The sequence below is a fragment of the Serratia sp. TSA_198.1 genome (assembly GCF_052686505.1).
On sequence record NZ_JBQZFP010000005.1, the window covers coordinates 53341 to 77970 of the forward strand.

Here is a 24630-nt window from a genome sequence, read left to right on the forward strand (position 1 = left end):
TTATGATGTTCACTGTTACACGATAAAGTCGGTGGCGACGTCCGCCTGCCCGACAATTTTCACCAGGAAGTCCGGCGTCTGATGCCCGCCAATGTTCAGCGCCAAATCGCTGACGTTGCTCGAGCTATCGTAGGTTAACAATGCTTCACCCGCCGCACCGCTGAAATGATCGACGAAGTGGATCGCATCGCCGCCCTGCGCCCCTTGATTAAAGAACGACAGGTCGATTTTATCGGTACCTTTCTGGAAGTCGCGGATCCAGTCAGCAGCGCCAGGCTTGGAATCGCTGACGGCGGCGAAAACAAAGGTATCTTTGCCGACGCCGCCCCACAGTTCATCGGCACCTGCGCCGCCGAACAGAATGTCGCTGCCCGCGCCGCCTTTCAATACGTTGTTGGCCGCATTACCGACGATAACGTCGTTGCCTGAACCGCCAATGGCGTTCTCAATGGTGACGCCGGCAGCGATCGACACGTTACCTTTCAGCCCACCTACGTCCGAGAAGGATTTCTCGTTCAGATTGATGCGCTGGTTGGCCGTGTAGCCGGAGAAATCGAAGGTATCATTGCCGCCCGCATCCCAGGCCGCAAAGATCACTTTCTGCGCGTTGCCGGAGGTGCTGAGGAAATCGCGGCCGGTATTGGAGTTGAAGCCATACACGGTATCGCCGGTGCGGGTGGACAGGTTGGCGCCATACAGATGCTGAATGGCGGAAATGTCATCCAGCAACGGTGCCGCGGCATAGTGGCCGCCGTTGTCACCGCCGGTATTGGTTTCACTCCAATAGCTCATCAGGCTGAACTCGCGAGTGTCTTCGGCATAGCTGGCGTCGTTGTAGGTTGGGTTGCCTTCCCCGGCGTTGTAATCGCCCGGGTGGCTCAGGCCCAGCGCGTGGCCAATTTCATGAGTGAACGTCTGGCGACCGTAATCTTCGCTTGCCGGATGTTGAACATTGGACTGATTGACGTTGTACCAGGTTTGGCCGCCCAGGTTCTGCCCCTGATAAATCGTGTTAGGCAGGAAAGCGTAAGCCTGAGTGTCGTAGTCGTAATGGCCGGGACGATCCTGGCTGTAATTGCCGAAGGTGATATTGGCCTTCTGGCTGGGGGCGACTTCGGTGAAGGTAATATTGGCCACATCAGACCAGGATTGCAGCGACAGTTTAGCTTGCTGTTGCTGTTCGGCGCTGAACTTACTCAGCCCGGTATCGCCGGCGACATTGGTAGAAGAGAATTTATAATCCGGGAAAGAGAAAGTTAATTTAGCCGGTTGACCAAAAACCTTATAACCGTTCCAGGTTTGATTCTCACGGGTAATAAACAGCCCAGCTTGTTCGGTAGAAAATGAATCCTTGCCATTAACCTGAATCCCGTTGCCACGCTCGTGGTAATGCAACAGATCTTCTACAGCATTATAGCCGGAGCCGGTAGCGGCGAGGCTGGATTCAGTAACTTCAATTGCCTTTTTAGTTGATTGCATTGGTTCGATTCCACTCATTAGCTGATTGTTATCAATCAGGCAGATAGACATAACCTGCCAGAAAGCCACGGCAGACGAATCACCGGCTTGCTGGAAGGGGTTTATGCGCCGTTACCGGCAGTGTGTTAGATAGAATTAATGCATATATATCAGTAAATAATATTACCAACAGAAATGGTAATCGATTCCAATTATAGGCAGGCTCTTAAAATTGAACACAAAATAATCAACCATATATTTTTATAACGAAAGATATTTGTGCTATTTTTTGGTCATATTTACAAATCAAAGGCAATCAAGTACGCATAAGTTAGTCACAAACTTCAATAAGAATGCGGCCTGCAGACACAAGAGAATCATGCTGGCTGTTTTTATAAAAATAATTAAATTTAACCACACCGTTATAGATTAATAACTCTTTATTATTAGCTGGCCGGCCTTTTTAGTCCCTGCGGGAGTAACATTTTCTTTTTTTGCCTAATGGCCCCTGCGTCGCCCCGCCGATTAACACTCACCGGCAACGCCGATAAAGTGAAATCGGCATGATTGGCAGAAAGAAACGGCCGATTTCCCCTCAGCCTTACAGTTAACAATAATTCTCATCCGGCGCTTGACTCTGGAGTTGACTCCAGGGTGTAGAGTCAGCGCAATGAACATCATTAACTGCCCGGAGGGGGACGTTATGCATACCCATAAAAATCATAATCATCAGGAACATAACCCTGCAGAAGGTACCTGCGGCTGCAATCACAGCCACGGTAAAACCCAGCACGGTTGCAGCAGCGAACAAAAAATCGGCACCGTTGAAACCGGCCATGCTCATTCGCACGATCATGGCGCCAGCTGTTGCAGCACGGACGATCATGAGGATCCGGATGAGGAAAGCCACAGTCTGGCTACAGCCCCTCCTTCCGGCAGCCAGCGTTACAGTTGGAAAGTCACCGGCATGGACTGCCCAAGCTGCGCAAAAAAAATAGAGAACGCCGTTACGGGCATTCCCGGCGTAGAAAACGCACGCGTGCTGTTCGCCACTGAAAAACTGGTGGTCGACGCCCAATCCGATGTCAGCCTGCGCATCCAGGACGCGGTGCAACAGGCCGGCTTTACTCTGCTCGGCACCCAGACAACCAAAGCCGAGTCGCCCCAGGCATCGCGCCTGAAGGAATTCGGCCCGCTGCTGTTGCTTACCACGCTGATGGTGGTCAGTTGGGTGCTCGATATGGTCAATCCCGAACTGGGCCGCATTGCGTTTATCGCCACCACGCTGGTCGGTCTGGCGCCGGTCGCGGCCAAGGCGCTGCGGCTGATCCGCTCCGGTACGCCGTTTGCCATTGAAACGCTGATGAGCGTGGCGGCAATGGGCGCGCTGTTTATCGGTGCCACCGCCGAGGCGGCCATGGTGCTGCTGCTGTTTATGGTTGGCGAGCTGCTGGAATCCTACGCCGCCAATCGCGCCCGCCGTGGCGTGACGGCACTGATGGAGCTGGTGCCGGAAGATGCGCTGCTGCTGCAAGGTTCGGCACGTAAACGCGTGCCGGTCTCCAGCCTGCGCCCCGGCGATGTGATTGAAATTGCCCCCGGCGGCCGCCTTCCGGCCGATGCCGAACTGCTCAACCCGTTCGCCAGTTTCGACGAAAGCGCCCTGACCGGCGAATCGGTGCCGGTCGAACGTCAGCAGGGCCAGAAAGTCGCGGCGGGCAGCCTGTCGGTCGATCAGGCCGCGCAGATGAAGGTGATTTCCGAGCCGGGCAAAAACGCCATCGACCGCATTCTGCAATTGATCGAAGAGGCCGAAGAACGCCGTGCGCCTATCGAACGTTTCCTTGACCGGTTCAGCAGTTACTACACGCCAGCGATTATGCTGCTGGCCGTTGCGGTGATCCTGGTGCCGCCGCTGCTGCTGTCACAGCCCTGGGATATCTGGATTTACCGCGGCCTGACCCTGCTGCTGATCGGTTGTCCTTGTGCGCTGGTCATATCCACTCCGGCGGCAATTACCTCCGGGCTGGCGGCGGCCACTCGGCGCGGCGCCCTGATTAAAGGCGGCGCGGCGCTGGAACAGCTGGGCCAGGTGCAAACCATCGCCTTCGATAAAACCGGCACGCTGACGGAAGGCAAGCCCAAGGTCACGGATGTACTGCCGATCAACGGCATCAGCGAACAGCAGTTGCTGACCCTGGCCGCCGCGGTAGAAACCGGCTCCCATCATCCGCTGGCGCAGGCGATTATCAAACGGGCCGAGCAGTATGGTGCGCCTCTGCCGCCGGCTCAGGCGCGTCGCGCTCTGGCGGGAGTTGGGGTGGAAGGCGTGGTTGACGGCAAAACTCTGTTGATCAGCGCGCCGGGTAAACTGGCGGCAGGCCAGCTCGACGCCTTGTTGCAAAGCCAGGTAGAAAAACTGGAAAACGCCGGCAAAACGGCGGTGGTGGTGTTGGAAAACGGCGTAGCGATCGGCCTGCTGGCACTGCGTGATACGCTGCGCAGCGACGCTAAACAGGCCATTGCCGAATTGAACGCGCTGGGGATCCACGGAGTGATGTTGACCGGCGATAACCCGCGTGCGGCGGCGGCGATTGCCGCGGAACTGGGGATCGATTACCGAGCCGGGCTGCTGCCGGAAGATAAAGTGAAAGCGGTTATCGAACTGAGTGAACTGCGCCCGACGGCAATGATCGGCGACGGTATCAACGATGCGCCGGCGATGAAAGCCTCAAGCATCGGTATCGCCATGGGTAGCGGCACCGACGTGGCGCTGGAAACCGCCGACGCGGCGCTGACCCATAACCGGTTGCTCGGTGTGGCAGAAATGATCCGCATCTCGCGCGCTACCCATGCCAATATCCGGCAGAACATCACCATTGCGCTGGGGTTGAAAGGAATATTCCTGATCACCACACTGCTGGGGATGACCGGGTTGTGGCTGGCGGTGCTGGCGGACTCGGGCGCTACCGCGCTGGTCACCGCCAACGCACTGCGCTTGCTGAAGAAACGTCAGTGATGCTCTGCGCCGGAGCCCATCCCTGGGATCCGGCGCTACTTTACATCAGCGACAGTGCCTTCAGGGATAGCGTCGGCGTGCATGCAGGACTCGCATCACCCGGATACGATCGGCAACCACTTGGTAGATCAGAAGATAATTGGGATGAACAATGATTTCGTGCGTGCCATCAACTCTGCCACGGCGAAAAATATGAGGATGTTCAGCGGCAGGAAGAATTGCTTCTGAAATTAACACCTTCATTTTTTTGGCTGCCCGAGGATTGTCATTGGCAATGAAAAGCAGTATATCCGCCAAGTCCTGGCGAGCAGATCGACTCCATTCGATGACGAGCATTTATACCTGCTTGGTTTTCTTCCTTGCTTCCGCTACAGCGATAAGAGCATCCATCTCGGCCATTACCTCGTCATGGGAAATGCCAGGCAGGGGATCATCCATGGCTTCCCGAACCTTTTCCCGAAACCAGCGATCGTAGATTTCCGTCTGCTCTTGTGTCTCATATTCTGAGACAACAGGCGAGCGTAAGATAACCATTGCTTACCCCTTTTTCCTGTAGCCCGTTTCAAGCAGCTTACCGCACAAAACGGTCAAAAACTATACGCCCTTGCGTAACAGGTAGCGGTACGGCGCCTTGTCGGTTTCCTGCGCCACCAGCGTGTGCTCCATAAAGCGGCAGAAGCCCGGAATGTCGCGGGTGGTGGCCGGATCATCGGCAATAATCAGCAGGGTTTGACCGTCATCCATATGGCGTACGGTCTTGCGCACCATCATCACCGGTTCCGGACAGCGCAGCCCCAGCGCATCAAGCGTCTGGTCTGCCTGGGCAAATAAGTCAGTCATGCAATTTTTCTCGATCAAAAGCGATCGGCGAACGCCCGCCGCATCTCATTGGCGCCTAGTTTACGCCGGTAGTTTTTCTGCGCAAGATACGTTAACGTTTGCGTTAAATTTAGCCATTGCATTGGTTGCGCAAACACGTATCATGCCGCCGCGCAGCGCATTTTGCTGTTGCGACAAGAAACTCTGGGTTCCCTCACCCCACGACTAAAAAGGCTACAACATGTATTCGTTTACCGCTCAGCAGCGCCTCACCGCGTTGGTCTGGCTATCGCTGTTCCATATTGTCATCATTACCTCCAGTAACTACCTGGTGCAGTTGCCGATTACCGTTTTCGGCTTCCATACCACCTGGGGGGCCTTTACCTTTCCGTTCATCTTCCTGGCAACCGATCTGACGGTGCGTATTTTCGGTGCCCCGCTGGCACGGCGTATCATTCTTTCGGTAATGGTCCCGGCGCTGTTCATCTCGTACGTGATTTCTACCGTGACCTATCAGGGCGAATGGCAGGGCTTTGCCGCGTTGGGCAGCTTTAACCTGTTTGTGGCACGTATCGCCATCGCCAGCTTTATGGCTTACGTGCTCGGTCAGATCCTCGACGTACACGTTTTCAACCGGCTGCGCCAACGCAGCGCCTGGTGGGTTGCTCCTGCTGCGGCCATGTTCCTCGGCAATATCAGCGATACCCTGTCGTTCTTCTTTATTGCGTTTTATAAGAGCAGCGATGCCTTTATGGCCAATAACTGGGTGGAGATCGCACTGGTGGATTACAGCTTCAAGGTTCTGATCTGCCTGCTGTTCTTCCTGCCGATGTACGGCGTACTCCTGAATATGCTGCTTAAGCGCATTGCCGTCCGCCGCAATGACGGCAGCCTGCAAGCGAACTGAGCCGTGTTATCATTGGCGGCCTGCACCCTACGGAGGCCGCCAATGACAGTAATCACCCGCCACGCTACCTTCAACGAAATCCACGCCCTGTACCGGCAAATCCCCGAATTCGGTGGCCTGCATAGCCTGGCCGATTTACAGCAACGCGTCGGGTCGTCCGCCTGCCACCTGCTGATCGCCGAGGTTGACGGCCAATCCGCCGGTTTCAAACTGGGTTATCAGACGCAAGAAAAAGTATTTTACAGCTGGCTGGGCGGCGTGCTGCCGGCGTTTCGCCGCCACGGCGTGGCGCGGGCACTGTTGGCCGAGCAGGAGCGCTGGGCGAGAGCGCAGGGGTATCGGCGGTTGACGGTGAAAACACGCAATCAATTCCGCGCGATGTTGACGATGCTCATCGGCCATCACTATCAGATTGTTCAACTGGAAAAGAAAGGCGAAGTGGCTGATTATCGGCTATTACTTGAAAAAACCTTGTGACAACATCTGCCTTGCATTTCAACGTGGAATAGGTTGCGATACGGCAGTAAAAACCTACCTGAAAGGAAGAAGGAAGCCCAATGCGTAAAGTAGCAAAATTGATGGGTATCAGCCTGTTAGTGCTTGGCCTGGCGGCCTGTGACGGCGACACCAAAGACACCAAGGCGCCGGCGGGCGGTGCTGCGGCCAGCGCACCGGCCGGGCAACAGGTGAGTTTACTGGACGGAAAACTGGCGTTCACTCTGCCGGTCGGCATGGCGGACCAAAGCGGTAAGCTGGGCAACCAGGCGAACAACATGCACGTTTACGCCGACAGCACCGGCCAGCGCGCACTGATCGTGATCCTCGGCGACAAGACCGCCGATAACCTGGAAACCCTGGCCAAGCGTCTGGAAGACACCCAGCGCTCGCGTGACGCCAATCTGCAGGTGATTACCAACAAAGCCATCGACGTTAACGGCGTCCCTCTGCGTCAACTGGACAGCATCATCACCAGCGGCGGCGAGAAAGCCTACTCTTCGATCCTGATCGGCACACTGGATAACAATATGCTGACCATTCAGGTCACGCTGCCGGCAGATAACCAGCAGCAGGCGCAAAGTGAAGCCGAAGGCATCATCAGCACCTTGAAACTGAAGCAGTAACCTTAGGGGGGTCGGCATGCCGGCCCCGTTTCGCCACCCCATCACCGATTATGCCAACGCCTGCGCCAGCAGGGTGATCGGATGTTCGCAGCTTTTACTGGTCGACATCTCGATTTGCCACTTGCAGGTTTCGCAGTCGGTCACCACCAGATCCGCACCGCTTTCCTCGATCTGGCGAAACAGCGAAGCGCCAATCCCCTGCGAAGTCGCATAGTTCTCCGATTTAAACCCGTAAGTGCCGGCAATGCCGCAACACTGCGAATCCAGCACCAGCAGCTCCACCCCCGGAATTTGCCGCAACAGCTCCAGCGTATAGGCGGTCCAGCCCATTTTCTCCATATGGCACGGCGTATGATAGGCCACCCGCAACGGCGTGCGCTTCAGCGGCAGAGTGCGGCCCTGGTTGATCAGTCGATACAAATAGCGCGTCGCCAGTTCTACCCGCTCGCGCACCGCCGAGGTGTCCACCTCCAACAGATGCGGATATTCATCACGTAAGGTAAAGGTACAGCTCGACGAGGTCGCCACCACAGGAATTCCGCGTTCCAGCACCGCCTCATGCAGCGATTCGGCATTCACTTCGGCCTGCTTTTTAGCCTGGGCGATAAAGCCGTTGGCGATCAAAGGCACGCCGCAACATTTCTCGCGCTTCAGCAGTTGCACGCCGATATCCATCGCGTTAAAGACCTTGATCAGATCCTTGCCCAACTGCGGATGGTTGTAATTGACGAAGCAGCCGTGAAAAAACGCCACCTGTTCGGCATAGCGCTGCTGGGCCTGCGCCTGACGGCGATACCAGCGGCGGAAGGTGCCGAACGAGTATTTTGGCAACTCGCGGCGGTGGTCAATTTTCAGCGCTTTGTCCAGCAGCGCACGCACCGGTTTCAGACCGGTGGCGGCATTGACTATGGGCGCAAAGGGTGTCGACAGCGACCCCATGATGTCGGTATGGCTGAGGATAGCGTCGCGCAGCGTCGGTTTGTTCTGGGCGTAATCGGCGCGGGCGCGCTGAATGATATCGCCGATTTTGACGTCGGACGGGCAGGCGACCTCACAGCGCTTGCAGTTGGTGCAATACTTCAGCGCTTCATCGTACAGCGCCGGATCCTTCAACCGCAGACGTTCACCATCCGGCCCCGCCTGTTTTGGCCCCGGATAGAGCGGGTTGACTTTGGCGACCGGACAATAGGTGGTGCAGACGGTGCATTTGATGCAGTTTTCAAAGCTGTTGTCTTTCTGCAAGCTCATGGTCGCTCCTCCTCTGCGGCAATCTGTTGCGCGACGTGCAGCGCCCCGATCAGCGAAACGCCGGCGCCGCAGCCCTGCCGTAGCGGATCGTACCCGCCGGTTACCGCACCGATGGCATACAGGTTGGTCAACGCCTCCCCGTGTCTTAACGCACGCAGCCGGCCATCGGTGCGTACGCCGAACTGCAAATAGGGTTGCGGAGCAAACAGATCGCTGCGGCTCCAGTCGGCGCGATCCGCCTGGCTGTCTACGTCCAGCCCAAACACCGGCTCGCGCACGCCGTCGAAATCCGCCGCCAATCCATTGCTAAAGAAGCTGCCGCTGGCCAGCACCACCTGCTGCGCCTGCAACGGAATATCGCCGTGGTTGCGGGTATAAAGGCCGGTAACACGCCCGGCGTCGATATCCGCCCGCAGCACGCTGTCCCCCGGCATAAAAACACCGCCCAACTGTTGCAAGCGCCGGCGCAATGCCTGGTGCAAGCGCATGCCCAACACCGAAGGCGGTAACGTCGGCAACAGACGTACCGGCTTGCCCACCGCCGCCTGTAACGCCACCAAAGGGGCATCCTCTTCCAACCCCAGACAGGCCGGCAGGAAAATCGCCTCGGCATCGCCGGCCAGCCGGCGCAGCTCGTCCGCCATCGGCATCCGATTTTCCGGCAAATCCAGCACTCTGGCGATATTCACCGCCCGAAACTCGCTGGGATTGTTGCGCAACCGGTCCAGTGCAGGTAAATGCAACCAATTGACCTCGGTGCGTACTCCCAGTGCCTGCATGAGTGAATCGGCGGCCAGCTGCGGCTGAAAATCCAAAAAGCCCTCGATGCCAATCACCGCAACGCTTTCCCACGGCAATTCACCGGCCAACGGCGTCACCGGAATGGCCTGTGGGCTGAGCCAGGTGGCCCGCCGCGTGCCGAGCGGCGTAATGCGCAGATGATTCCTTTCATTGCTGCCTTGCAGGTTCAGGCCGCAGCGCTGCAACAGCTGGGCCGCCTGATCAGATAACGGTGCCACCCGTTCTGCGCCAATCAAGGAATAAGGGTGCCGCGGCGCCTGTCGCGCCAGTTCCGGCAATGCAGCCAGCGGCGCGTCGACCGGCGTGCCGTCAGGTAATTGCGCCAGCAAATCAAGCGAGCCGGAGGAGAAATAAAGCGCGCTCTGGCCTGAGCTGACCACGGCGCAGCGCTTGCCCTGTTCCGCCAACCCGATGGCGCAGGCCATGCCCGCCAAGCCGCCGCCAATCACCACCACGTCAAATCGCATCATCCGCCTCCTGTTTCTCCCGAGCATCCAGTCCGCACAATCCCTGATAAACCCAACTGGTGAACTCGCTCTCGCGCAGCGCATCACCCCAGGCGATCGGGCGTACGCCCTTCCAGCGTTCGTTGAGGAAATGCGACAACTGATCGATCGACTGCTGCGGGGTGACGACGTTAAAGCGCGTCAGCAGCCCGGCGGCACGACAGGCGCACAGTTCACCCTGGCAGGTGCCCATGCCAACACGGGTGCGGCGGCGGAGATCCACCAGATTATTGACGGTGAGAGAGTTCACCGCATAGCGCACCTCGCCGGCGGTAACCGCCTCGCATTCGCAGACCAGGCTGTTGTCCAGCCGATTACCGGCCGGCACCAGGCTGGCGCGATCGCCATGGCGATACACTGCCGAGCCGCGAATACTGGCCGGCAACGCCACCACGCTGCGCACCGTTTCCTCCGCCGTTTGCCGGGAGCCGGGCAGCGGTTCCACCGCGGTAGTGCATGGGCTATCCAGCCCAAGCTTTTCACACACTTTATCGGTCGCCCACTGCGCCATCAGGCGATAGGTCATCAACTTGCCGCCGGTGATGGTGATAAATCCCTCCAGCCCATCGCGGCTGGCGTGATCGAGCAGCACGATGCCCCGGCTGACGTTACGGCCGCTGGGATCGTCGTCACTGGCCACCAGCGGCCGCACCCCGGCATAGGCACGCAAAATGCGGGTTTGCGCCAGTTCCGGCGCCAGCAGCGCACCTTCGCGGATCAGAATGTCCACTTCCTGCGGCGTCACCACCATGTTGTCGATCTGGTCGTAGTCGATGTGGGTGGAGGTGGTGCCAATCAGCGAGATGGTGTCGCCCGGCACCAGAATGTCGGCGTCTGCCGGTTTGCGGCAACGGTTGATGACCATGTTGTTGATGCGGTGGCCGAGGATCAGCAATGCGCCCTTGGCCGGGAACATACGGATGCGCAGATCGGCGTATACCGCAATCTGCTGGCCCCAGATGCCGGCAGCGTTGACCACCACCTCGGCGTGGATATCGTAGCGGCGCGCAGCTTGATGGTCGAAAACGCGCACGCCGGTCACGCGATCGCCCACGCGCAACAAACCGACCACCTGGTGATAGGTCAGGATTTGCGCGCCGTGCTCGCGGGCATCGAGCATATTGGCGGCGGTCAGACGGAACGGGTCGACGGTGCCATCCGGCACCCGCACGGCGCCGATCAGCGCCGGGTTGGCCGCCGGCTCCAAGCGCAACGCCAATTGCGGATCAATGGCTTCGGCGTTGATGCCGGCACTGTGGCAGGCAGCGATAAACTGTTGTTGGTAGGCCAGCGAATCCTGCGGCAGGGTAATGAACAACCCATCGGTACGCTCGATGCAATGATGCGCGATGCGCTTGAGGATGCGGTTCTCTTCTATACACTCACGCGCCGACTCGCCGTCGGTCACCGCATAACGCGCTCCGCTGTGCAGCAAGCCGTGGTTACGGCCGGTGGCGCCGGTGGCGATATCATGGCGCTCCAGCAGTATGCAACGCAGGCCACGCCGCGCGCAGTCACGGGCAATGCCCGCTCCGGTCGCACCGCCACCAATGATTATCACATCCGTTTCACTGTCCGGTGAATGGCTGCTCATTACGCTTCCTCAGGATCCGTGGTAATTACCCTATTGGGCCACAGTTACTGGGGTCTTTGTTTGATAAGGAACAATAACGAACTCGAAACGAAAACAAAATGTCCATAAAAAACCATGAATGTGATCGAAATCACGATTTTTAGCCGTTTTTCTATTTCATAACGTTAACGAATCGCTCAAAATCCGCCGTAGTTTCATAAAAGTGTAACATTTGCGCCATTCATCACAGCGACACCAGGCTGTTTTGACTAGGATGACGCTCGTTATGGAACAAAAAAACACCACATTCTCTATCCGCTCAATCATCAAATGAACGTAGACGATCATATTGATGTGATAACTAAAAGCCATCGGAGGCGCTCATGTTGAGTATTTTTAAGCCGGCAGCACACATTTCCCGTGTGCCGGTCGACAAAGTCGACCCGCTCTACCGTAAATTGCGCTGGCAAATTTTTATGGGGATTTTCTTCGGTTACGCCGCCTACTATCTGGTGCGCAAGAACTTCACTCTGGCGATGCCTTACCTGATCGATCAGGGCTTCAGCCGCGGCGACCTCGGTTTCGCGCTGTCGGGTATTTCCATCGCCTACGGTTTCTCCAAGTTCATCATGGGCTCGGTTTCCGACCGTTCCAACCCACGCGTATTCCTGCCTGCCGGCCTGATACTGGCCGCTGCGGTGATGCTGTTCATGGGCTTCGTGCCGTGGGCGACATCGAGCATCGCGGTCATGTTCGTGCTGCTGTTCTTGTGCGGTTGGTTCCAGGGCATGGGCTGGCCGCCTTGTGGCCGCACCATGGTGCACTGGTGGTCGCAGAAAGAACGCGGCGGTATCGTTTCGGTCTGGAACTGCGCCCATAACGTGGGTGGCGGCCTGCCGCCGCTGTTGTTCCTGCTGGGGATGGCCTGGTTCAACGACTGGCACGCGGCGCTGTATATGCCGGCCTTCGGCGCCATTCTGGTGGCCCTGATCGCCTTTGCGCTGATGCGCGATACGCCGCAATCCTGCGGGCTGCCGCCGATCGAAGAATACAAAAACGATTACCCGGACGACTACAGCGAGAAAGCGGAAGAAGAGCTGACCGCCAAGCAGATCTTCATGCAGTACATTCTGCCGAACAAATTGCTGTGGTACATCGCCGTGGCCAACGTGTTCGTTTACCTGCTGCGTTACGGCATTCTGGACTGGTCACCGACCTACCTGAAAGAAGTGAAGCATTTCGCGCTGGATAAGTCTTCCTGGGCCTACTTCCTGTACGAATACGCCGGTATTCCGGGCACCCTGCTGTGCGGCTGGATGTCGGACAAAGTGTTCAAAGGCAATCGCGGCGCCACCGGCGTGTTCTTTATGACGCTGGTGACCATCGCGACCGTCGTCTACTGGCTCAACCCGGTCGGCAATCCTGGCATCGACATGGCCTGCATGATCACCATCGGCTTCCTGATTTACGGCCCGGTGATGCTGATCGGCCTGCACGCGCTGGAACTGGCGCCGAAGAAAGCGGCCGGCACCGCAGCAGGCTTCACCGGTCTGTTCGGTTACCTGGGCGGCTCCGTTGCAGCCAGCGCCATCGTCGGTTACACCGTGGACTACTTCGGTTGGGACGGCGGCTTTATGGTGATGATTGGCGGCAGTATCGGCGCGGTAGTGCTGCTGTTGCTGACCATGCTGAGCGAGAAAAAGCACCACGCAGAAATCGCAGCCAACAAACGCGGCTAAGCGTCATACAAATTTCGCATTATTTAAAGGCCGCGCTGCGGCCTTTCAGACGGCTGACAAAGCCCGTTATTAGGGAGAGCGTGCCGAAGGGGTCGTAACGGCCTTGGCCGTCGGAGCGCCCCTCGGTGCGCTAGGCCCGGGTATCTCGGGTTTAAAGACAACTTTGTCATCAACCTCCAAGGCCGCGCTGCGGCCTTTTTACTACTTTATTACCCTGCACCTACAATATGGAGAATTACAGAATGCGGACTCACGTCAAAGCCCTGCTGACAGGGATCATCCTGGCCACCTCAATGGTCAGCGCCGTACAGGCGGCGGACAAGGTGGTAATTGCCCACCGTGGCGCCAGCGGCTATCTGCCGGAACACACGCTGCCGGCGAAGGCGATGGCCTACGCGCAGGGTGCGGACTTCCTCGAGCAGGATCTGGTGATGACCAAGGACAACGAGTTGGTGGTGCTGCATGACCATTACCTCGATCGCGTCACCGACGTGGCCGAACGCTTCCCGAGCCGGGCACGCAAAGACGGCCGTTATTACGCCATCGACTTTACCCTGGCGGAAATCAAATCGCTGAAGTTCACGGAAGGCTTTGAGATCGAAAACGGTAAAAAGGTGCAGGGCTACCCTGGCCGCTTCCCGATGGGCAAATCGGACTTCCGCGTTCATACCTTCCAGGAAGAGATCGAGTTTGTGCAGGGGCTGAACCATTCGACCGGCAAAAACATCGGTATTTACCCGGAAATCAAGGCGCCGTGGTTCCACAAGCAGGAAGGCAAGGATATCTCCAGCAAAGTGCTGGCGGTGTTGAAGCAGTATGGTTATACCGGCAAGGGTGACAACGTTTATCTGCAATGCTTCGACGCCAACGAACTGAAACGGATTAAAACCGAGCTGGAACCGAAGATGGGCATGGATCTGAAACTGATCCAACTGATCGCCTACAACAAGTGGCAGGAAACCTATGAGCAGAAAGCCGACGGCAAATGGGTGGAATACGACTATGACTGGATGTTCAAGCCGGGCGCGATGAAGCAGATTGCCCAGTACGCCGACGGTATCGGCCCGGACTACCACATGCTGGTGGAAGCGGAGAAATCCAAACCGGGCCACGTGGTGCTGACCGATATGGTGAAAGAAGCCCATGCCAACAAGCTGGCGGTGCATCCGTTCACCATCCGCGCCGATGCACTGCCAAACTACGTGACCGACGTGAATCAGCTGTATGACGTGATTTACAACCAGGCTGGCGTTGACGGCGTGTTCACCGACTTCCCCGACAAGGGCGTGCAGTTCCTGCAAAAGCAGGGCCAGCACAAGTAACCCTGACAAGGGCGCCGCAAGGCGCCCTTGTTATTTCAGAGGTACATCTTGCGCAGGTAATGCGGCACTGCGTCGTCGGCATTGGAACCAATCACTTCCAGCTCCGGCAGCTTGTCTTTCAGGCGCTGGTGCGCATCGCGCATAATGCAGCCCTTGCCGGCCATCGCCAGCATTTCCAGGTCATTCATGCCGTCACCGAAGGCGATGCACTCTTTCAGCGAATAGCCGATGATTTTGGCCACTTCTTCCAGCGCATGACCTTTGGATACGCCGCCCGCCATCACTTCCAGACAGGTCGGGAACGAGAAACTGACGTTAACCCGATCGCCCCAGCGCGCATTGATGGCATCTTCCAGCGGCAACAGCTTTTCATGGTCGTCACAGGTGAAGTACACCTTGCACACGCCGTCGGTTTCCAGCAGGCCCGGCTCAAACAGCTGATACTGGAAGATCGATTCCCGGAAGAACTCTTCCTGCTCCGGGCTTTCCCGGTTGATGAACCAGTCGTCGTTGCGGTAGACATTGGTGGTGATGTCCGCATCGTCATGCAGCATGCCGTAGAGATCGCGGGCAATGTCTTCTGCCAGGTTGTGGCTGAAAATCAGCTCGCCGGCGGTGTTATGCACGCGGGCGCCGTTGGAGGTGATCATAAAGGCGCTGATATCGAGGTTATCGCGGATCTGCGAAACGTCGATGTGATGCCGGCCAGTGGCAAACACAAAGTGCACGTCGCGCTGGGTCAGCAGTTTCAACGTCTCTTTGGCATAAGGCGACAGGGTATGGTCAGGTGATAGCAGCGTGCCATCTAAATCGGAAGCGACGACGTGATACATAAGGATATGTTCTAACCTCTGATGGAGTGGTCGGCGGCAGGGGCGCCACCTAAGTGTTGAGCAAAGAAACGCAGGATTGCGTTCAATGCTTCGGCGCGCATCGCGTCCCGCTCGAACAGGATCTCATGGCGTGCGCCTTGGATAACCCGCGGTTTCCCCCCTTCGCAAGGGTGCCCCGCGTCTGACAGTGCCTGACAAAAAGCCTGCTGGGAACGGTTGTCGACCACCCGTTCCTCACCGGCCTGCAATAATAACAGCGGTGTGGTGATTTTAGCCGCCTGCGCGACAATCTGCCGCCCGGCCTGAATGCTTTCTCTTACCCAGTGATAGGTAGGGCCCCCCACCTGCAACTCGGGATAATCGGCGTAATAACGCAAACAGCGGCGATAGCGTTCACGGCTGTGGGTCAATACGTTGACCACATAGGGCAGCGGCCGCCACTGGCCGGTGCCTATCGCATAGTAATCGCGTACCGCCGGGTGTTTCTCCACCCAGTTAAGGATGCGGTCCGCCATCCAGCCCGGCATCGGCAGATGAATGCCGAACATCGGCGCGCAAAACGCAGCGGCATCAAACGCCTGCGGCTGACGCGCCAGAAATTGAGCCAGTATCGCACCGCCCATCGAATGCGACAGCGCAAAGTGCTGCCGGTAACAGTGCGGCACCACTTGCTGCTGATAAAACTGAGCGAAATCGTCAATATAATCGGCAAAGTTTACCACATGACCGCGGTGCGTATCAGCCAGCAAACGGCCAGAACGGCCTTGCCCGCGATGATCGAGAATCATCACATCAAAGCCGCAATGGAATAGATCGTAGGCAACTTCTGGATATTTAACGTAACTTTCGATGCGCCCGGGGCTTATCACCACCACCCGCTGATGGCGCGATGAGCTAAAACGCACGAAGCGGATCGGCACGCCGCCCACGCCACTGAACTCGCCCTCCTCCCGCCGCCGCCAAAAATCCAGCAGCGGGCCGGTAGCGAAAGCAGCGAACTGCGTTTCACGCATTAACCAGTCATCGGTGCCTTGAGTGAAAGACGTCATTGAGAGCTTTTCCCTGAGCCGCCAGCGGCAAAAATGTGGCCTCTGGCACAAGAAATAATACTAGCGTATTGTGATTCAATTCTTACAAGAACCGAGCCCATTTTGGCACAAGTTGGTACTTTCAGGGAGCTTTACGATGACCTTGGACTGGTGGTTAACCTATCTGCTGACAACCCTTATCCTCAGCCTCTCACCAGGCTCAGGCGCAATCAACACCATGAGCACCGGTATCAGCCACGGGTATCGCGGCGCGGCGGCATCGATCGCCGGCCTGCAGGTCGGGTTGAGTCTGCATATCGTGCTAGTGGGCATTGGCCTGGGTGCGTTGGTCTCACAGTCGCTGATGGCATTTGAATTGCTGAAATGGCTCGGCGCCGCTTATCTGGTGTGGCTCGGTATCCAACAGTGGCGCGCCGCCGGTTCGTTGGATCTGCATACGCTGGCGGGTACCATGCCGCGCCGCCGTTTGTTCCGCCGTGCCGTCCTGGTGAATCTGACCAACCCGAAGAGCATCGTGTTTCTGGCCGCGCTGTTCCCGCAGTTTATTTTACCTAACCAGCCGCAAACCGAGCAGTATCTGATACTCGGCGTGACCACCGTGGCGGTGGATATTGTGGTGATGATTGGCTACGCCACACTGGCGACCCGCATTGCCGGCTGGCTGAAGACGCCGCGCCAGATGCAGTTGCTGAACCGCATCTTCGGTTCGCTGTTTATTCTGGTGGCCGGATTATTGGCTACGGCCAGAAAGGCCTAATGCAAAAGGGCCGAACATCACTGTTCGGCCCACGCGATATCTTCCTGCGATTAACGGGTAAAGATCAGGTGCAACCCGAAACCGGTGAACAATACGCCTGCCAGCCCGTCGATCCATTTCGCCAAACGCTGATAGCCGCGGCGCATTGCCGGCAACGCAAACACGACCGCCACCAGGCTGAACCAGACAAAGGTCTCGGCGATAATCAGCAGGAACAACCCCCAGCGCGCGCCGGCGCCCACGTCGTCACCGACAAACAGCGAGAACACGCTGCCGAAATAGATAACCGCTTTCGGATTTGAAAGGTTGGTCAGGAAACCGCGGATAAAGCTGCGTCCGGCCTTTGGCAACGCCACTTTCACTTCGTCCGCCGGCACCGATTGGGCGTTCTGGGAGCGTGCGGAACGCAGCAGTTGCCAGCCCATCCAGCATAAGTAAATCCCACCGCCGACCATGATGATCTGGTGCAGCCAGGCCATTTTCTGCAAGATCAGGTGCAGCCCCATCAGCGCAACCCCCGCCCACACCACGATACCCAGTGAAATGCCCACTACGCCCATCATCGCCTCGCGGCGCGAACGGCTGGCGGCGGTTTGCGAAACAAAAAAGAAGTCCGGCCCCGGGCTCATCAGCGCGATCAAGTGCACCAGCGCCACGGTCAGAAACAGCATCAACATGATTTATTGCCCCTTATTCTTCGTCATTATCGAGGTGATCGCGGATCATCGCCATAAACGGGGCACCGAAACGCTCCAGTTTACGCTGGCCAACGCCGTTAACACTAAGCAGGTCGCCGGCCTTGATCGGCATTTGCTCCGCCATTTCCAACAACGTGGCATCGTTAAACACCACGTAAGGCGGGATATTTTCTTCGTCGGCAATCGATTTACGCAGCTTGCGCAGTTTGGCAAACAGCTTGCGATCGTAATTGCCGCCGTAGGATTTCTGATTGGCGCTGCCACGCGACTTCAGGCTTTGGATGCGCGGCACAGCCAGTTGCAGCTCCAGTTCACCACGCAGTACCGGGCGCGCGGCCTCGGTCAATTGCAGCGCCGAGTGCATGGCGATGTTCTGGGTAATAAACCCCAGGTGGATCAGTTGACGCAGCACGCTGGTCCAGTGCTCGGTCGTTTGCTCACGACCTATGCCGTACACCGGCAACTTGTCGTGCCCGTATTCGCGGATGCGCTGGTTATTGGAACCGCGCAGCACTTCGACAATATAGCCCAGGCCGAACCGCTGGCCGACGCGATACACGCAGGACAGCGCCTTGCGCGCGTCTTCCAGCCCGTCATAGCGCTTGGGGGGATCGAGGCAGATATCGCAGTTACCGCAATTTTGCTGCTTGCCCTCGCCAAAGTAGTTGAGCAACACCAAACGACGGCAGGTTTGCGCTTCGGCGAAAGCCCCCATGGCGTTCAGCTTGTGGCGCTCGATATCCAACTGCTGCCCGGCCGGTTTCTCTTCCAGGCAACGGCGCAGCCAGGCCATGTCGGCCGGGTCATACAACAAGATCGCTTCGGCCGGCAAGCCATCACGCCCGGCGCGGCCGGTTTCCTGATAGTAGGACTCGATATTGCGCGGGATATCAAAGTGCACCACGAAACGCACGTTGGGTTTGTTGATGCCCATGCCGAAGGCGACGGTGGCTACCACCACCTGCAAATCGTCACGCTGGAACGCTTCCTGCACCTGCGCGCGGCGATCGTTGTCCAGCCCGGCATGATAGGCGCCCACGCTCAGCCCGCGGCTCTGCAAACGCGCGGTAGTGTCTTCCACCTTGGCGCGGCTGTTGCAGTAAATGATACCGCTCTTGCCGCGTTGGTCCTGCACGAAGCGCCACAGCTGATCGAGCGGTTTGAACTTCTCCACCAGCGTATAGCGAATGTTTGGGCGGTCGAAGCTGCTGATCTGCACCAGCGGATCGTGCAGCGCCAACAGGCGCACGATGTCGCCACGGGTAGACTCGTCGGCGGTAGCGGTCAGGGCAATCACCGGCATCGTCGGGAAGCGCTGCTTCAACTGACCCAACGCGCGGTATTCAGGACGGAAATCATGGCCCCACTGCGAAATACAGTGCGCCTCGTCCACCGCCAATAGCGCCGGCGGACAGTGATCGAGCAGATCGAGGAAGCTGTCCATCATCAGCCGCTCGGGGGCGATGTACAGCATTTTGATCTGCCCGCTGCGGCAACCCGCCATGACCTCCAGCTGCTGCTCGCGCGTCTGCGTCGAGTTATAGCAGGCGGCGGAAACGCCGTAGGCCAGCAGTTGATCGACCTGATCTTTCATCAGCGAGATCAGCGGGGAAACCACTAACGTCAGGCCATCCATCACCAGCGCCGGGATTTGATAGCACAACGATTTACCGCCGCCGGTCGGCATGACCACCAGACAATCCAGCCCGCCGATCGCCGCGTTGATAATCGTTTGTTGACCCGGTCGGAATTGCTGGTAGCCAAAGGTATCGCGCAATACCTGCTCTGCCAGCAACTCTTTGTTTATCACTGCTGCGGTTGACACACACTTCCCCACTTTTTGCTGCATTGCGCCGCCATCATGACGGCCGTATTACATAATATCGTTAAGCATGACACCAACGCCAACCCGTGTCTGCCGGAAGTTGTAATCAATCAGCGATTCGCCGTAGCCGCTGAACACCTGAGTGTAGAAACGCACGTGCTTGGAGATCGGATAGCTCCAACCCAGTTCCGCACCGCCGTAGCCGCTGTTCCAGTTGTAATGGCTGTCGACGCTGAACACGCTGTCGCCCCAGGCATAACCGACTTTCAGACGGTAATACCCCATGTATTTGGTGATATCCGGGTTGTCATCGCTGCTGTCGCTTTCCGAGAAGCGGAACCAGGGTTTCAGATCCACCTGCCAGTTGCCGTTCTGCGCCATAAAACGCGCGTAACCGCGGTTCCAGCTGCGGGAGGTTGGATCCGAACGCCCATTGGACTGGTGGTTGAGGCCCACTTCAACGTCGCGCAGCGTCCAGCCGGCAAAGCGGTAATCCGTCGCCCAGCCGAGGAATACCTGCGGCTCGTAGTTGGTTTCGCGAAACGGCGACGATTCCCCGTGGTTGGAAAGCTGCCACCAGGAACGCTGAGTATAAGAGGCACCGAGCACCGAGTTGTCGCCCAGAATGCCACGCCACAGCGGGAAGGCCAGGCTGAGCTGGTATTTCACTTCATCCTTGCGCGCCTTCTCGGCCCAGTTGTAGGTCTTGATGGCTTCTTTATTGATATTGCTGGTATCGGTGTACAACACATAGTTGGTGTCGTACGGGTATAGCGTAAACGGGTTGTCGTGATCCTGCAGCATGTTGGCGATAATGCTGCCGCGCACCGCGGGTTTATCATGAATTTGCTGCTCTTTGGCCTCTTCCGCCTGCACCAGCAATGGTGCCGCCAACATGGCCAAAACGATCCCTGACAAAATGCGCATAACGTTCCCCACTCCAACAAAAATGACAAACTCTGAAATAAAAACAGGCCATTTTACACACAAAGGCGGTTTTGCAGCAGTGCGGTGTGCATTTATTGGATTAGTCTGGCAAGCAACAAAATATAGGCATAAAATCAACAAACGATTAACCTGGACTGACCAGTTAATAACCTCCTCACTCTATTGAATAAAGAACGGGTATTTATGTCCACTACACCACTGACACTCGATGCTGCACGCCAGAAAATCGGCGAAATCTTTGTTTACCACATGCCGTTTAACCGCGAACTGGGCCTTGAACTGCGCCGTTTTGAAGATGACTACGTTGAACTGAGCTTCACCAATCAGCCCAAACTGGTGGGCAACGCCGCCCAGAAGATCCTGCACGGCGGCGTGATCGCTTCAGTGCTGGACGTTGCCGCCGGCTTGGCCTGCGCCGGCAGTGTGCTGATGCGTCTGGACCCGCTGATCGAAGAGGAAGTGGCCTCGCGCCTGTCGCGCATGGGAACCATAGATCTGCGCGTTGACTACCTGCGCCCCGGCCGCGGCGAGCATTTCGTCGCCTCCGCCAGCGTCTTGCGCAGCGGCAACAAAGTGGCTGTCGCCCGCGTCGAACTGCATAACCACGATGGCCTGCATATCGCCAGCGCCACCGCCACCTACCTGGTCGGGTGATTGTGTGCGGTGAGCGTCTTAAGTACACTCACCGCATCTCCGTTTTACCCATCCGAGTATCGTCATGGACGCACAGCAAACGCGGCAGGGCATCTTCTTTGCTCTGGCCGCCTATTTTATTTGGGGCATCGCCCCGGCCTATTTCAAACTGATTCAACAGGTGCCCGCCGATGAGATCCTCACTCATCGGGTCATTTGGTCCTTCTTCTTTATGCTGGCGCTGATCACGCTGGGCCGCAACTGGCCGCAGGTTCGCGCCACCTGCCGCAACCGCAAACGGCTGCTGCTGCTGGCGGTGACCGCAGTATTGATCGGCGGCAACTGGCTGTTGTTTATCTGGGCGGTGAATAACCACCACATGCTGGAAGCCAGCCTGGGCTATTTCATTAATCCGCTGGTTAACGTGCTGTTGGGGATGCTGTTCCTGGGCGAGCGTTTCCGCCGCATGCAGTGGTTGGCGGTGGTGTTGGCGTTTGCCGGCGTGTTGATTCAGCTATGGCAATTCGGGTCGCTGCCGATTATCGGCCTGGGGCTGGCGTTCAGTTTTGCCTTCTACGGCCTGCTGCGCAAGAAGATCGCCATCGACGCGCAGACCGGCATGCTGATTGAAACCCTGTGGTTATTGCCGGTAGCGGCGGCGTACCTGTTCCTGTTCGCCGACAGCCCGACCAGCCATCTGAGCGCCAACCCGTGGTCGCTGAACCTGCTGCTGGTCGCCGCCGGCGTCGTCACCACCATACCGCTGCTGTTCTTTACCGCCGCGGCGACCCGCCTGCGCCTGTCGACACTCGGCTTTTTCCAGTACCTCGGCCCGACGCTGATGTTCCTGTTGGCCGTCACTTTTTACGGAGAGACCATCGGCCAGGATAAACTGGTGACCTTCGGCTTTATCTGGGCGGCGCTGCTGCTGTTTATCCTCGACGCGCTTTACACTCAACGCAAATTACGTTGACGCAGGCGAGGCCCGATTGGAAATGAAGCGGGCCATCGCCGGGCCGGTCAGCAGAATGGTGAACAACCGCAGCGTCTGCATCGCCATCACAAAGGACATATCCACCCGGCTGCCCGCCGCAATGATCGCCACGGTGTCCAGCCCGCCCGGGCTGGTCGCCAGATAGGCGGTCATCAGATCCACCGGCAGGAAGCGCGTCAGCATCCACGCCAGCAGCCCGCAAAACAGCATTAGTGCCGCTATCGACGCCACCATCTGCGGCAAGGTACGCAACGCCAGCAAAAATATCGGCCGGGTAAAACGTAGCCCTACGCTCCAGCCAATCAGGGTATAAGCCAGCGCCAGCAACCATTCCGGCACCTGCAATGCCATCGCGCCGCTGGAGTGCAGCGCGGCGCCGATAATCATCGGTAAAAGCAGCGCACCGGAAGGGATTCGCAGCCGGGGGCCCAGCCAGGCGCCGGCAACGGCGATACCCAGCGTCGCGAGAAAACGCCAATCCAGCGGAGGGAACCATTCCAGCGCGGCGCTGCCATGGCCTGCCTCATCCCCCAGCCCAATCCGCGCCACCATGGCCGCCGCCGTGGCGACAAACAACACCCGCAGGTACTGCATGAATGCCACTAACCGGACATCTGCACCGAAATCCCCGGCCATCGCCACCATCGCCGAAGCGCCGCCGGGCGATGAACCCCAGGCACCGGTCGGCCCCGGCAGCCCGCTGAAACGCACCAGACACCAGCCGGAAACGCCGCTGGCCGCCAGCGTGGCAAAGAGTACCAGCAGCACCAGTGGCCAGTCGTCGAGTAACGGCGTGAGGATAGCGGGGGAAAGACTTTGCGCAATCATGCAGCCCAGCACGGCTTGGGCGACAATAAACAGGCGCGTGGGAATGCGCACCGTGGCACCCAACAGCCCCATCGCTACGCCGACGATCATCGGCCCCAGCAACAGCGCCGCGGGAATATGAAATGTTTGCAGGCCAAACCCCAGCGCCAGCGAAGCCAGCAGCAGGAGCAGCCATTGAGACCAGCGGGGCAACTTCTCCATCAAAACTCACGCCTTACGGGCAGATGAGACGAGGCGTCATTGTACCCCTATTTAGCAGGCTAAGCGTTGAGGTAACGCAGAAATAACGGGCGACCGGGTCGCCCGCCGGCTTACAGCCAGTTCTTGCGCTTGAAATACAGGTAAGGGGCGAGCCCCGCGAGGATCATCAGGCTGATGGCGCCCGGATAACCGAACGACCACTTCAGCTCCGGCATGAACTCAAAGTTCATCCCGTAGCTGGAAGCCACCAGCGTCGGCGGCAGGAACACCACCGAGACCACCGAGAAAATCTTGATGATGCGGTTCTGCTCGATATTGATAAAGCCCATCGCCGCTTGCATCAGGAAGTTCACCTTCTGGAACAGCGATTCGTTATGCGGCAACAGGGATTCGATGTCGCGCAGCACTTCACGCGCCTGTTCCAACTGGCCGGTCGGCAGGCGCGCCTTGCGCACCAGGAAGTTAAGCGCGCGTTGGGTATCCATCAGACACAGGCGCACTTTCCAGCCGATATCTTCCAGCTCCGCCAAGGTTGACAGCGCTTCATCGTATTCGTCGCCCTGATGGCCTTCCATGATCACCCGGCTGAGCTTTTCCAGATCGCTATAGATATTTTCGATCTCATCCGCCAACTGCTCAATCTTGGTTTCGAACAGATCCAGCAACAGCTCATAGGCATTGCCGTCGACCATCGTCAGATTGCGGGCTCGCATGCGGTACAAGCGAAACGCCGGCAGTTCGCGTTCACGCAGGGTATACAACCGGCCGTCGCGAATGGTGAAGGCCACGGTCGAGTTGCCGGCGTGATCTTCCGCATCTTCAAAATAGAAGAAGGAGTGAATATGCAGGCCATCTTCGTCTTCGAAGAAACGCGCGGAGGCTTCGATGTCGTCCAGCTCCGGGCGTGTCGCCAGGCTTTGGCCCAGCTCGTTTTGCACGCGCTCACGCTCGCCCTCTTCCGGCTCAACCAGGTCAACCCACAGTGACGAGGTGAGATCATCCGAGTCATCCAACTCCAGACGGGACAGGCGACTGTTATCTAATTTAAACGCGCTTAGCATGTGCCAAAACTCCCTATCGGTGACAGGTGCAGACAACGCGTGGAAGCACAGAAACAGAGGGGTGTTGCATCACCAGCTTGTTTCAGACCATGAAGGATCTGACTCGTAGCGACGCTTTGCGGGGTCGCCGACAACCACGAAGGCCATCAGCTCAATGGGATAGCCTTAGAAGTTGTACCTGTTGTTGTCCAGGTCAGTGAGCCAGTATCTACTGGGTGTGTCCAAGGCGTATGTCCTCATTGATAATCGTGCGCGCATGTTACGCCGAGAAGAAAAAGCCTGTCAACACG

The 24630-nt window shown here is 57.7% G+C and carries 23 protein-coding genes; 9 read left to right on the plus strand and 14 right to left on the minus strand.

All coding sequences use genetic code 11. From position 1 onward, the window contains the following. Positions 1-15: 15 nt before the first annotated feature. Complete coding sequence (locus ACUTSW_RS18975; protein WP_073440518.1) at positions 16-1479, minus strand: serralysin family metalloprotease; 1464 nt, start codon at positions 1477-1479, stop codon at positions 16-18. Between the two features lie 682 nt (positions 1480-2161). Between ACUTSW_RS18975 and ACUTSW_RS18980 the strand changes: the two genes are divergently transcribed. Beyond that, complete coding sequence (locus ACUTSW_RS18980; protein ID WP_445585087.1) at positions 2162-4477, plus strand: zinc/cadmium/mercury/lead-transporting ATPase; 2316 nt, start codon at positions 2162-2164, stop codon at positions 4475-4477. Between the two features lie 60 nt (positions 4478-4537). On the opposite strand, the gene ACUTSW_RS18985 is transcribed toward ACUTSW_RS18980, so the two are convergent. From ACUTSW_RS18985 to tusA, 3 genes are read right to left on the minus strand one after another with little or no spacing between them, the layout of a single operon-like run. Continuing rightward, a complete protein-coding gene (locus ACUTSW_RS18985) occupies positions 4538-4813 on the minus strand; it encodes a type II toxin-antitoxin system RelE/ParE family toxin (RefSeq protein WP_445585088.1) in 276 nt (91 codons plus the stop codon). Beyond that, positions 4814-5011, minus strand: a complete 198-nt coding sequence (relB, locus tag ACUTSW_RS18990) for a type II toxin-antitoxin system RelB family antitoxin (protein ID WP_062869225.1) — start codon at positions 5009-5011, stop codon at positions 4814-4816. A 60-nt stretch (positions 5012-5071) separates the two neighbouring features. Next, the gene (tusA, locus tag ACUTSW_RS18995) at positions 5072-5317 is read right to left on the minus strand and encodes a sulfurtransferase TusA (protein ID WP_004950955.1); all 246 of its coding nucleotides are present in this window, start codon (positions 5315-5317) and stop codon (positions 5072-5074) included. A 220-nt stretch (positions 5318-5537) separates the two neighbouring features. Here tusA and ACUTSW_RS19000 point away from each other — a divergent pair, with 220 nt between their 5' ends. The 3 genes from ACUTSW_RS19000 (at position 5538) to ACUTSW_RS19010 (ending at position 7324) form a co-directional block, all read left to right on the plus strand. Further along, the gene (locus ACUTSW_RS19000; RefSeq protein ID WP_006323048.1) at positions 5538-6203 is read left to right on the plus strand and encodes a 7-cyano-7-deazaguanine/7-aminomethyl-7-deazaguanine transporter; all 666 of its coding nucleotides are present in this window, start codon (positions 5538-5540) and stop codon (positions 6201-6203) included. Between the two features lie 42 nt (positions 6204-6245). Beyond that, positions 6246-6680 carry a GNAT family N-acetyltransferase gene (locus ACUTSW_RS19005; protein WP_445585089.1) on the plus strand — a complete coding sequence of 145 codons (435 nt, stop codon included), beginning with the start codon at positions 6246-6248 and terminating at the stop codon, positions 6678-6680. 80 nt (positions 6681-6760) lie between these two features. After that, positions 6761-7324, plus strand: a complete 564-nt coding sequence (locus ACUTSW_RS19010) for a DcrB family lipoprotein (protein WP_004950949.1) — start codon at positions 6761-6763, stop codon at positions 7322-7324. A 48-nt stretch (positions 7325-7372) separates the two neighbouring features. Here ACUTSW_RS19010 and glpC read toward each other — a convergent pair whose 3' ends face one another. The 3 genes from glpC to glpA are packed head-to-tail and all read right to left on the minus strand — an operon-like array spanning position 7373 to position 11473. After that, positions 7373-8572, minus strand: a complete 1200-nt coding sequence (gene glpC, locus ACUTSW_RS19015; RefSeq protein WP_063202454.1) for an anaerobic glycerol-3-phosphate dehydrogenase subunit GlpC — start codon at positions 8570-8572, stop codon at positions 7373-7375. Then, on the minus strand, positions 8569-9840 hold the full coding sequence (glpB, locus tag ACUTSW_RS19020; RefSeq protein WP_445585199.1) for a glycerol-3-phosphate dehydrogenase subunit GlpB: 1272 nt from the start codon (positions 9838-9840) through the stop codon (positions 8569-8571). The genes glpC and glpB overlap by 4 nt, the downstream gene beginning before the upstream one ends. Continuing rightward, positions 9830-11473, minus strand: coding sequence for an anaerobic glycerol-3-phosphate dehydrogenase subunit A (gene glpA, locus ACUTSW_RS19025; RefSeq protein ID WP_445585090.1), 1644 nt, complete (start codon positions 11471-11473; stop codon positions 9830-9832). The genes glpB and glpA overlap by 11 nt, the downstream gene beginning before the upstream one ends. Positions 11474-11835: 362 nt before the next feature. Here glpA and glpT point away from each other — a divergent pair, with 362 nt between their 5' ends. Both glpT and glpQ read left to right on the plus strand, forming a co-directional pair. After that, positions 11836-13191 carry a glycerol-3-phosphate transporter gene (gene glpT, locus ACUTSW_RS19030; protein ID WP_004950940.1) on the plus strand — a complete coding sequence of 452 codons (1356 nt, stop codon included), beginning with the start codon at positions 11836-11838 and terminating at the stop codon, positions 13189-13191. A gap of 242 nt (positions 13192-13433) precedes the next feature. Next, positions 13434-14513, plus strand: coding sequence for a glycerophosphodiester phosphodiesterase (gene glpQ, locus ACUTSW_RS19035; RefSeq protein WP_062869220.1), 1080 nt, complete (start codon positions 13434-13436; stop codon positions 14511-14513). Positions 14514-14548: 35 nt separating this feature from the next. Here the strand turns inward: glpQ and yigL are convergent, their stop codons facing one another. Together yigL and pldB are read right to left on the minus strand one after the other, a co-directional pair. Further along, a complete protein-coding gene (yigL, locus tag ACUTSW_RS19040; RefSeq protein ID WP_445585091.1) occupies positions 14549-15346 on the minus strand; it encodes a sugar/pyridoxal phosphate phosphatase YigL in 798 nt (265 codons plus the stop codon). 11 nt (positions 15347-15357) lie between these two features. Next, the gene (gene pldB, locus ACUTSW_RS19045) at positions 15358-16395 is read right to left on the minus strand and encodes a lysophospholipase L2 (RefSeq protein WP_445585092.1); all 1038 of its coding nucleotides are present in this window, start codon (positions 16393-16395) and stop codon (positions 15358-15360) included. Between the two features lie 136 nt (positions 16396-16531). Between pldB and rhtB the strand changes: the two genes are divergently transcribed. Further along, entirely contained in the window at positions 16532-17152 is a 621-nt protein-coding gene (gene rhtB / locus ACUTSW_RS19050; protein WP_004950933.1) for a homoserine/homoserine lactone efflux protein, read from the plus strand. Positions 17153-17202: 50 nt separating this feature from the next. Here the strand turns inward: rhtB and rhtC are convergent, their stop codons facing one another. The 3 genes from rhtC to pldA are packed head-to-tail and all read right to left on the minus strand — an operon-like array spanning position 17203 to position 20602. Beyond that, a complete protein-coding gene (rhtC, locus tag ACUTSW_RS19055; protein WP_004950932.1) occupies positions 17203-17829 on the minus strand; it encodes a threonine export protein RhtC in 627 nt (208 codons plus the stop codon). A gap of 13 nt (positions 17830-17842) precedes the next feature. Further along, positions 17843-19675 (minus strand): ATP-dependent DNA helicase RecQ, encoded by a 1833-nt coding sequence (gene recQ, locus ACUTSW_RS19060; protein WP_037433859.1) that lies wholly within the window; start codon positions 19673-19675, stop codon positions 17843-17845. Positions 19676-19723: 48 nt separating this feature from the next. Further along, complete coding sequence (pldA, locus tag ACUTSW_RS19065; protein WP_004950930.1) at positions 19724-20602, minus strand: phospholipase A; 879 nt, start codon at positions 20600-20602, stop codon at positions 19724-19726. Between the two features lie 204 nt (positions 20603-20806). Between pldA and ACUTSW_RS19070 the strand changes: the two genes are divergently transcribed. Both ACUTSW_RS19070 and rarD read left to right on the plus strand, forming a co-directional pair. Beyond that, entirely contained in the window at positions 20807-21277 is a 471-nt protein-coding gene (locus tag ACUTSW_RS19070) for a thioesterase family protein (protein WP_004950929.1), read from the plus strand. Between the two features lie 64 nt (positions 21278-21341). Continuing rightward, the gene (gene rarD / locus ACUTSW_RS19075) at positions 21342-22229 is read left to right on the plus strand and encodes an EamA family transporter RarD (RefSeq protein WP_063202465.1); all 888 of its coding nucleotides are present in this window, start codon (positions 21342-21344) and stop codon (positions 22227-22229) included. Here rarD and ACUTSW_RS19080 read toward each other — a convergent pair. Together ACUTSW_RS19080 and corA are read right to left on the minus strand one after the other, a co-directional pair. Further along, a complete protein-coding gene (locus ACUTSW_RS19080) occupies positions 22221-23279 on the minus strand; it encodes an AbrB family transcriptional regulator (protein ID WP_020438293.1) in 1059 nt (352 codons plus the stop codon). The genes rarD and ACUTSW_RS19080 overlap by 9 nt on opposite strands. Before the next feature lie 110 nt (positions 23280-23389). Next, positions 23390-24340: a magnesium/cobalt transporter CorA gene (gene corA / locus ACUTSW_RS19085; protein WP_004950926.1), complete on the minus strand. Its 951-nt coding sequence runs from the start codon at positions 24338-24340 to the stop codon at positions 23390-23392. Between the last annotated feature and the right edge of the window lie 290 nt (positions 24341-24630).

Coding starts and splice junctions, on each gene's coding strand:
- glpA (WP_445585090.1), bottom strand. CDS start 11,473: ATGAGCAGCCATTCACCGGACAGTGAAACGGATGTGATAATCATTGGT.
- glpC (WP_063202454.1), bottom strand. CDS start 8,572: ATGAGCTTGCAGAAAGACAACAGCTTTGAAAACTGCATCAAATGCACC.
- yigL (WP_445585091.1), bottom strand. CDS start 15,346: ATGTATCACGTCGTCGCTTCCGATTTAGATGGCACGCTGCTATCACCT.
- ACUTSW_RS19080 (WP_020438293.1), bottom strand. CDS start 23,279: ATGGAGAAGTTGCCCCGCTGGTCTCAATGGCTGCTCCTGCTGCTGGCT.
- corA (WP_004950926.1), bottom strand. CDS start 24,340: ATGCTAAGCGCGTTTAAATTAGATAACAGTCGCCTGTCCCGTCTGGAG.
- relB (WP_062869225.1), bottom strand. CDS start 5,011: ATGGTTATCTTACGCTCGCCTGTTGTCTCAGAATATGAGACACAAGAG.
- ACUTSW_RS19005 (WP_445585089.1), top strand. CDS start 6,246: ATGACAGTAATCACCCGCCACGCTACCTTCAACGAAATCCACGCCCTG.
- rhtC (WP_004950932.1), bottom strand. CDS start 17,829: ATGTTGATGCTGTTTCTGACCGTGGCGCTGGTGCACTTGATCGCGCTG.
- tusA (WP_004950955.1), bottom strand. CDS start 5,317: ATGACTGACTTATTTGCCCAGGCAGACCAGACGCTTGATGCGCTGGGG.
- ACUTSW_RS18980 (WP_445585087.1), top strand. CDS start 2,162: ATGCATACCCATAAAAATCATAATCATCAGGAACATAACCCTGCAGAA.
- ACUTSW_RS19010 (WP_004950949.1), top strand. CDS start 6,761: ATGCGTAAAGTAGCAAAATTGATGGGTATCAGCCTGTTAGTGCTTGGC.
- glpB (WP_445585199.1), bottom strand. CDS start 9,840: ATGCGATTTGACGTGGTGGTGATTGGCGGCGGCTTGGCGGGCATGGCC.
- ACUTSW_RS18975 (WP_073440518.1), bottom strand. CDS start 1,479: ATGCAATCAACTAAAAAGGCAATTGAAGTTACTGAATCCAGCCTCGCC.
- ACUTSW_RS19000 (WP_006323048.1), top strand. CDS start 5,538: ATGTATTCGTTTACCGCTCAGCAGCGCCTCACCGCGTTGGTCTGGCTA.
- glpQ (WP_062869220.1), top strand. CDS start 13,434: ATGCGGACTCACGTCAAAGCCCTGCTGACAGGGATCATCCTGGCCACC.
- glpT (WP_004950940.1), top strand. CDS start 11,836: ATGTTGAGTATTTTTAAGCCGGCAGCACACATTTCCCGTGTGCCGGTC.
- rhtB (WP_004950933.1), top strand. CDS start 16,532: ATGACCTTGGACTGGTGGTTAACCTATCTGCTGACAACCCTTATCCTC.
- rarD (WP_063202465.1), top strand. CDS start 21,342: ATGGACGCACAGCAAACGCGGCAGGGCATCTTCTTTGCTCTGGCCGCC.
- ACUTSW_RS18985 (WP_445585088.1), bottom strand. CDS start 4,813: ATGCTCGTCATCGAATGGAGTCGATCTGCTCGCCAGGACTTGGCGGAT.
- pldB (WP_445585092.1), bottom strand. CDS start 16,395: ATGACGTCTTTCACTCAAGGCACCGATGACTGGTTAATGCGTGAAACG.
- pldA (WP_004950930.1), bottom strand. CDS start 20,602: ATGCGCATTTTGTCAGGGATCGTTTTGGCCATGTTGGCGGCACCATTG.
- ACUTSW_RS19070 (WP_004950929.1), top strand. CDS start 20,807: ATGTCCACTACACCACTGACACTCGATGCTGCACGCCAGAAAATCGGC.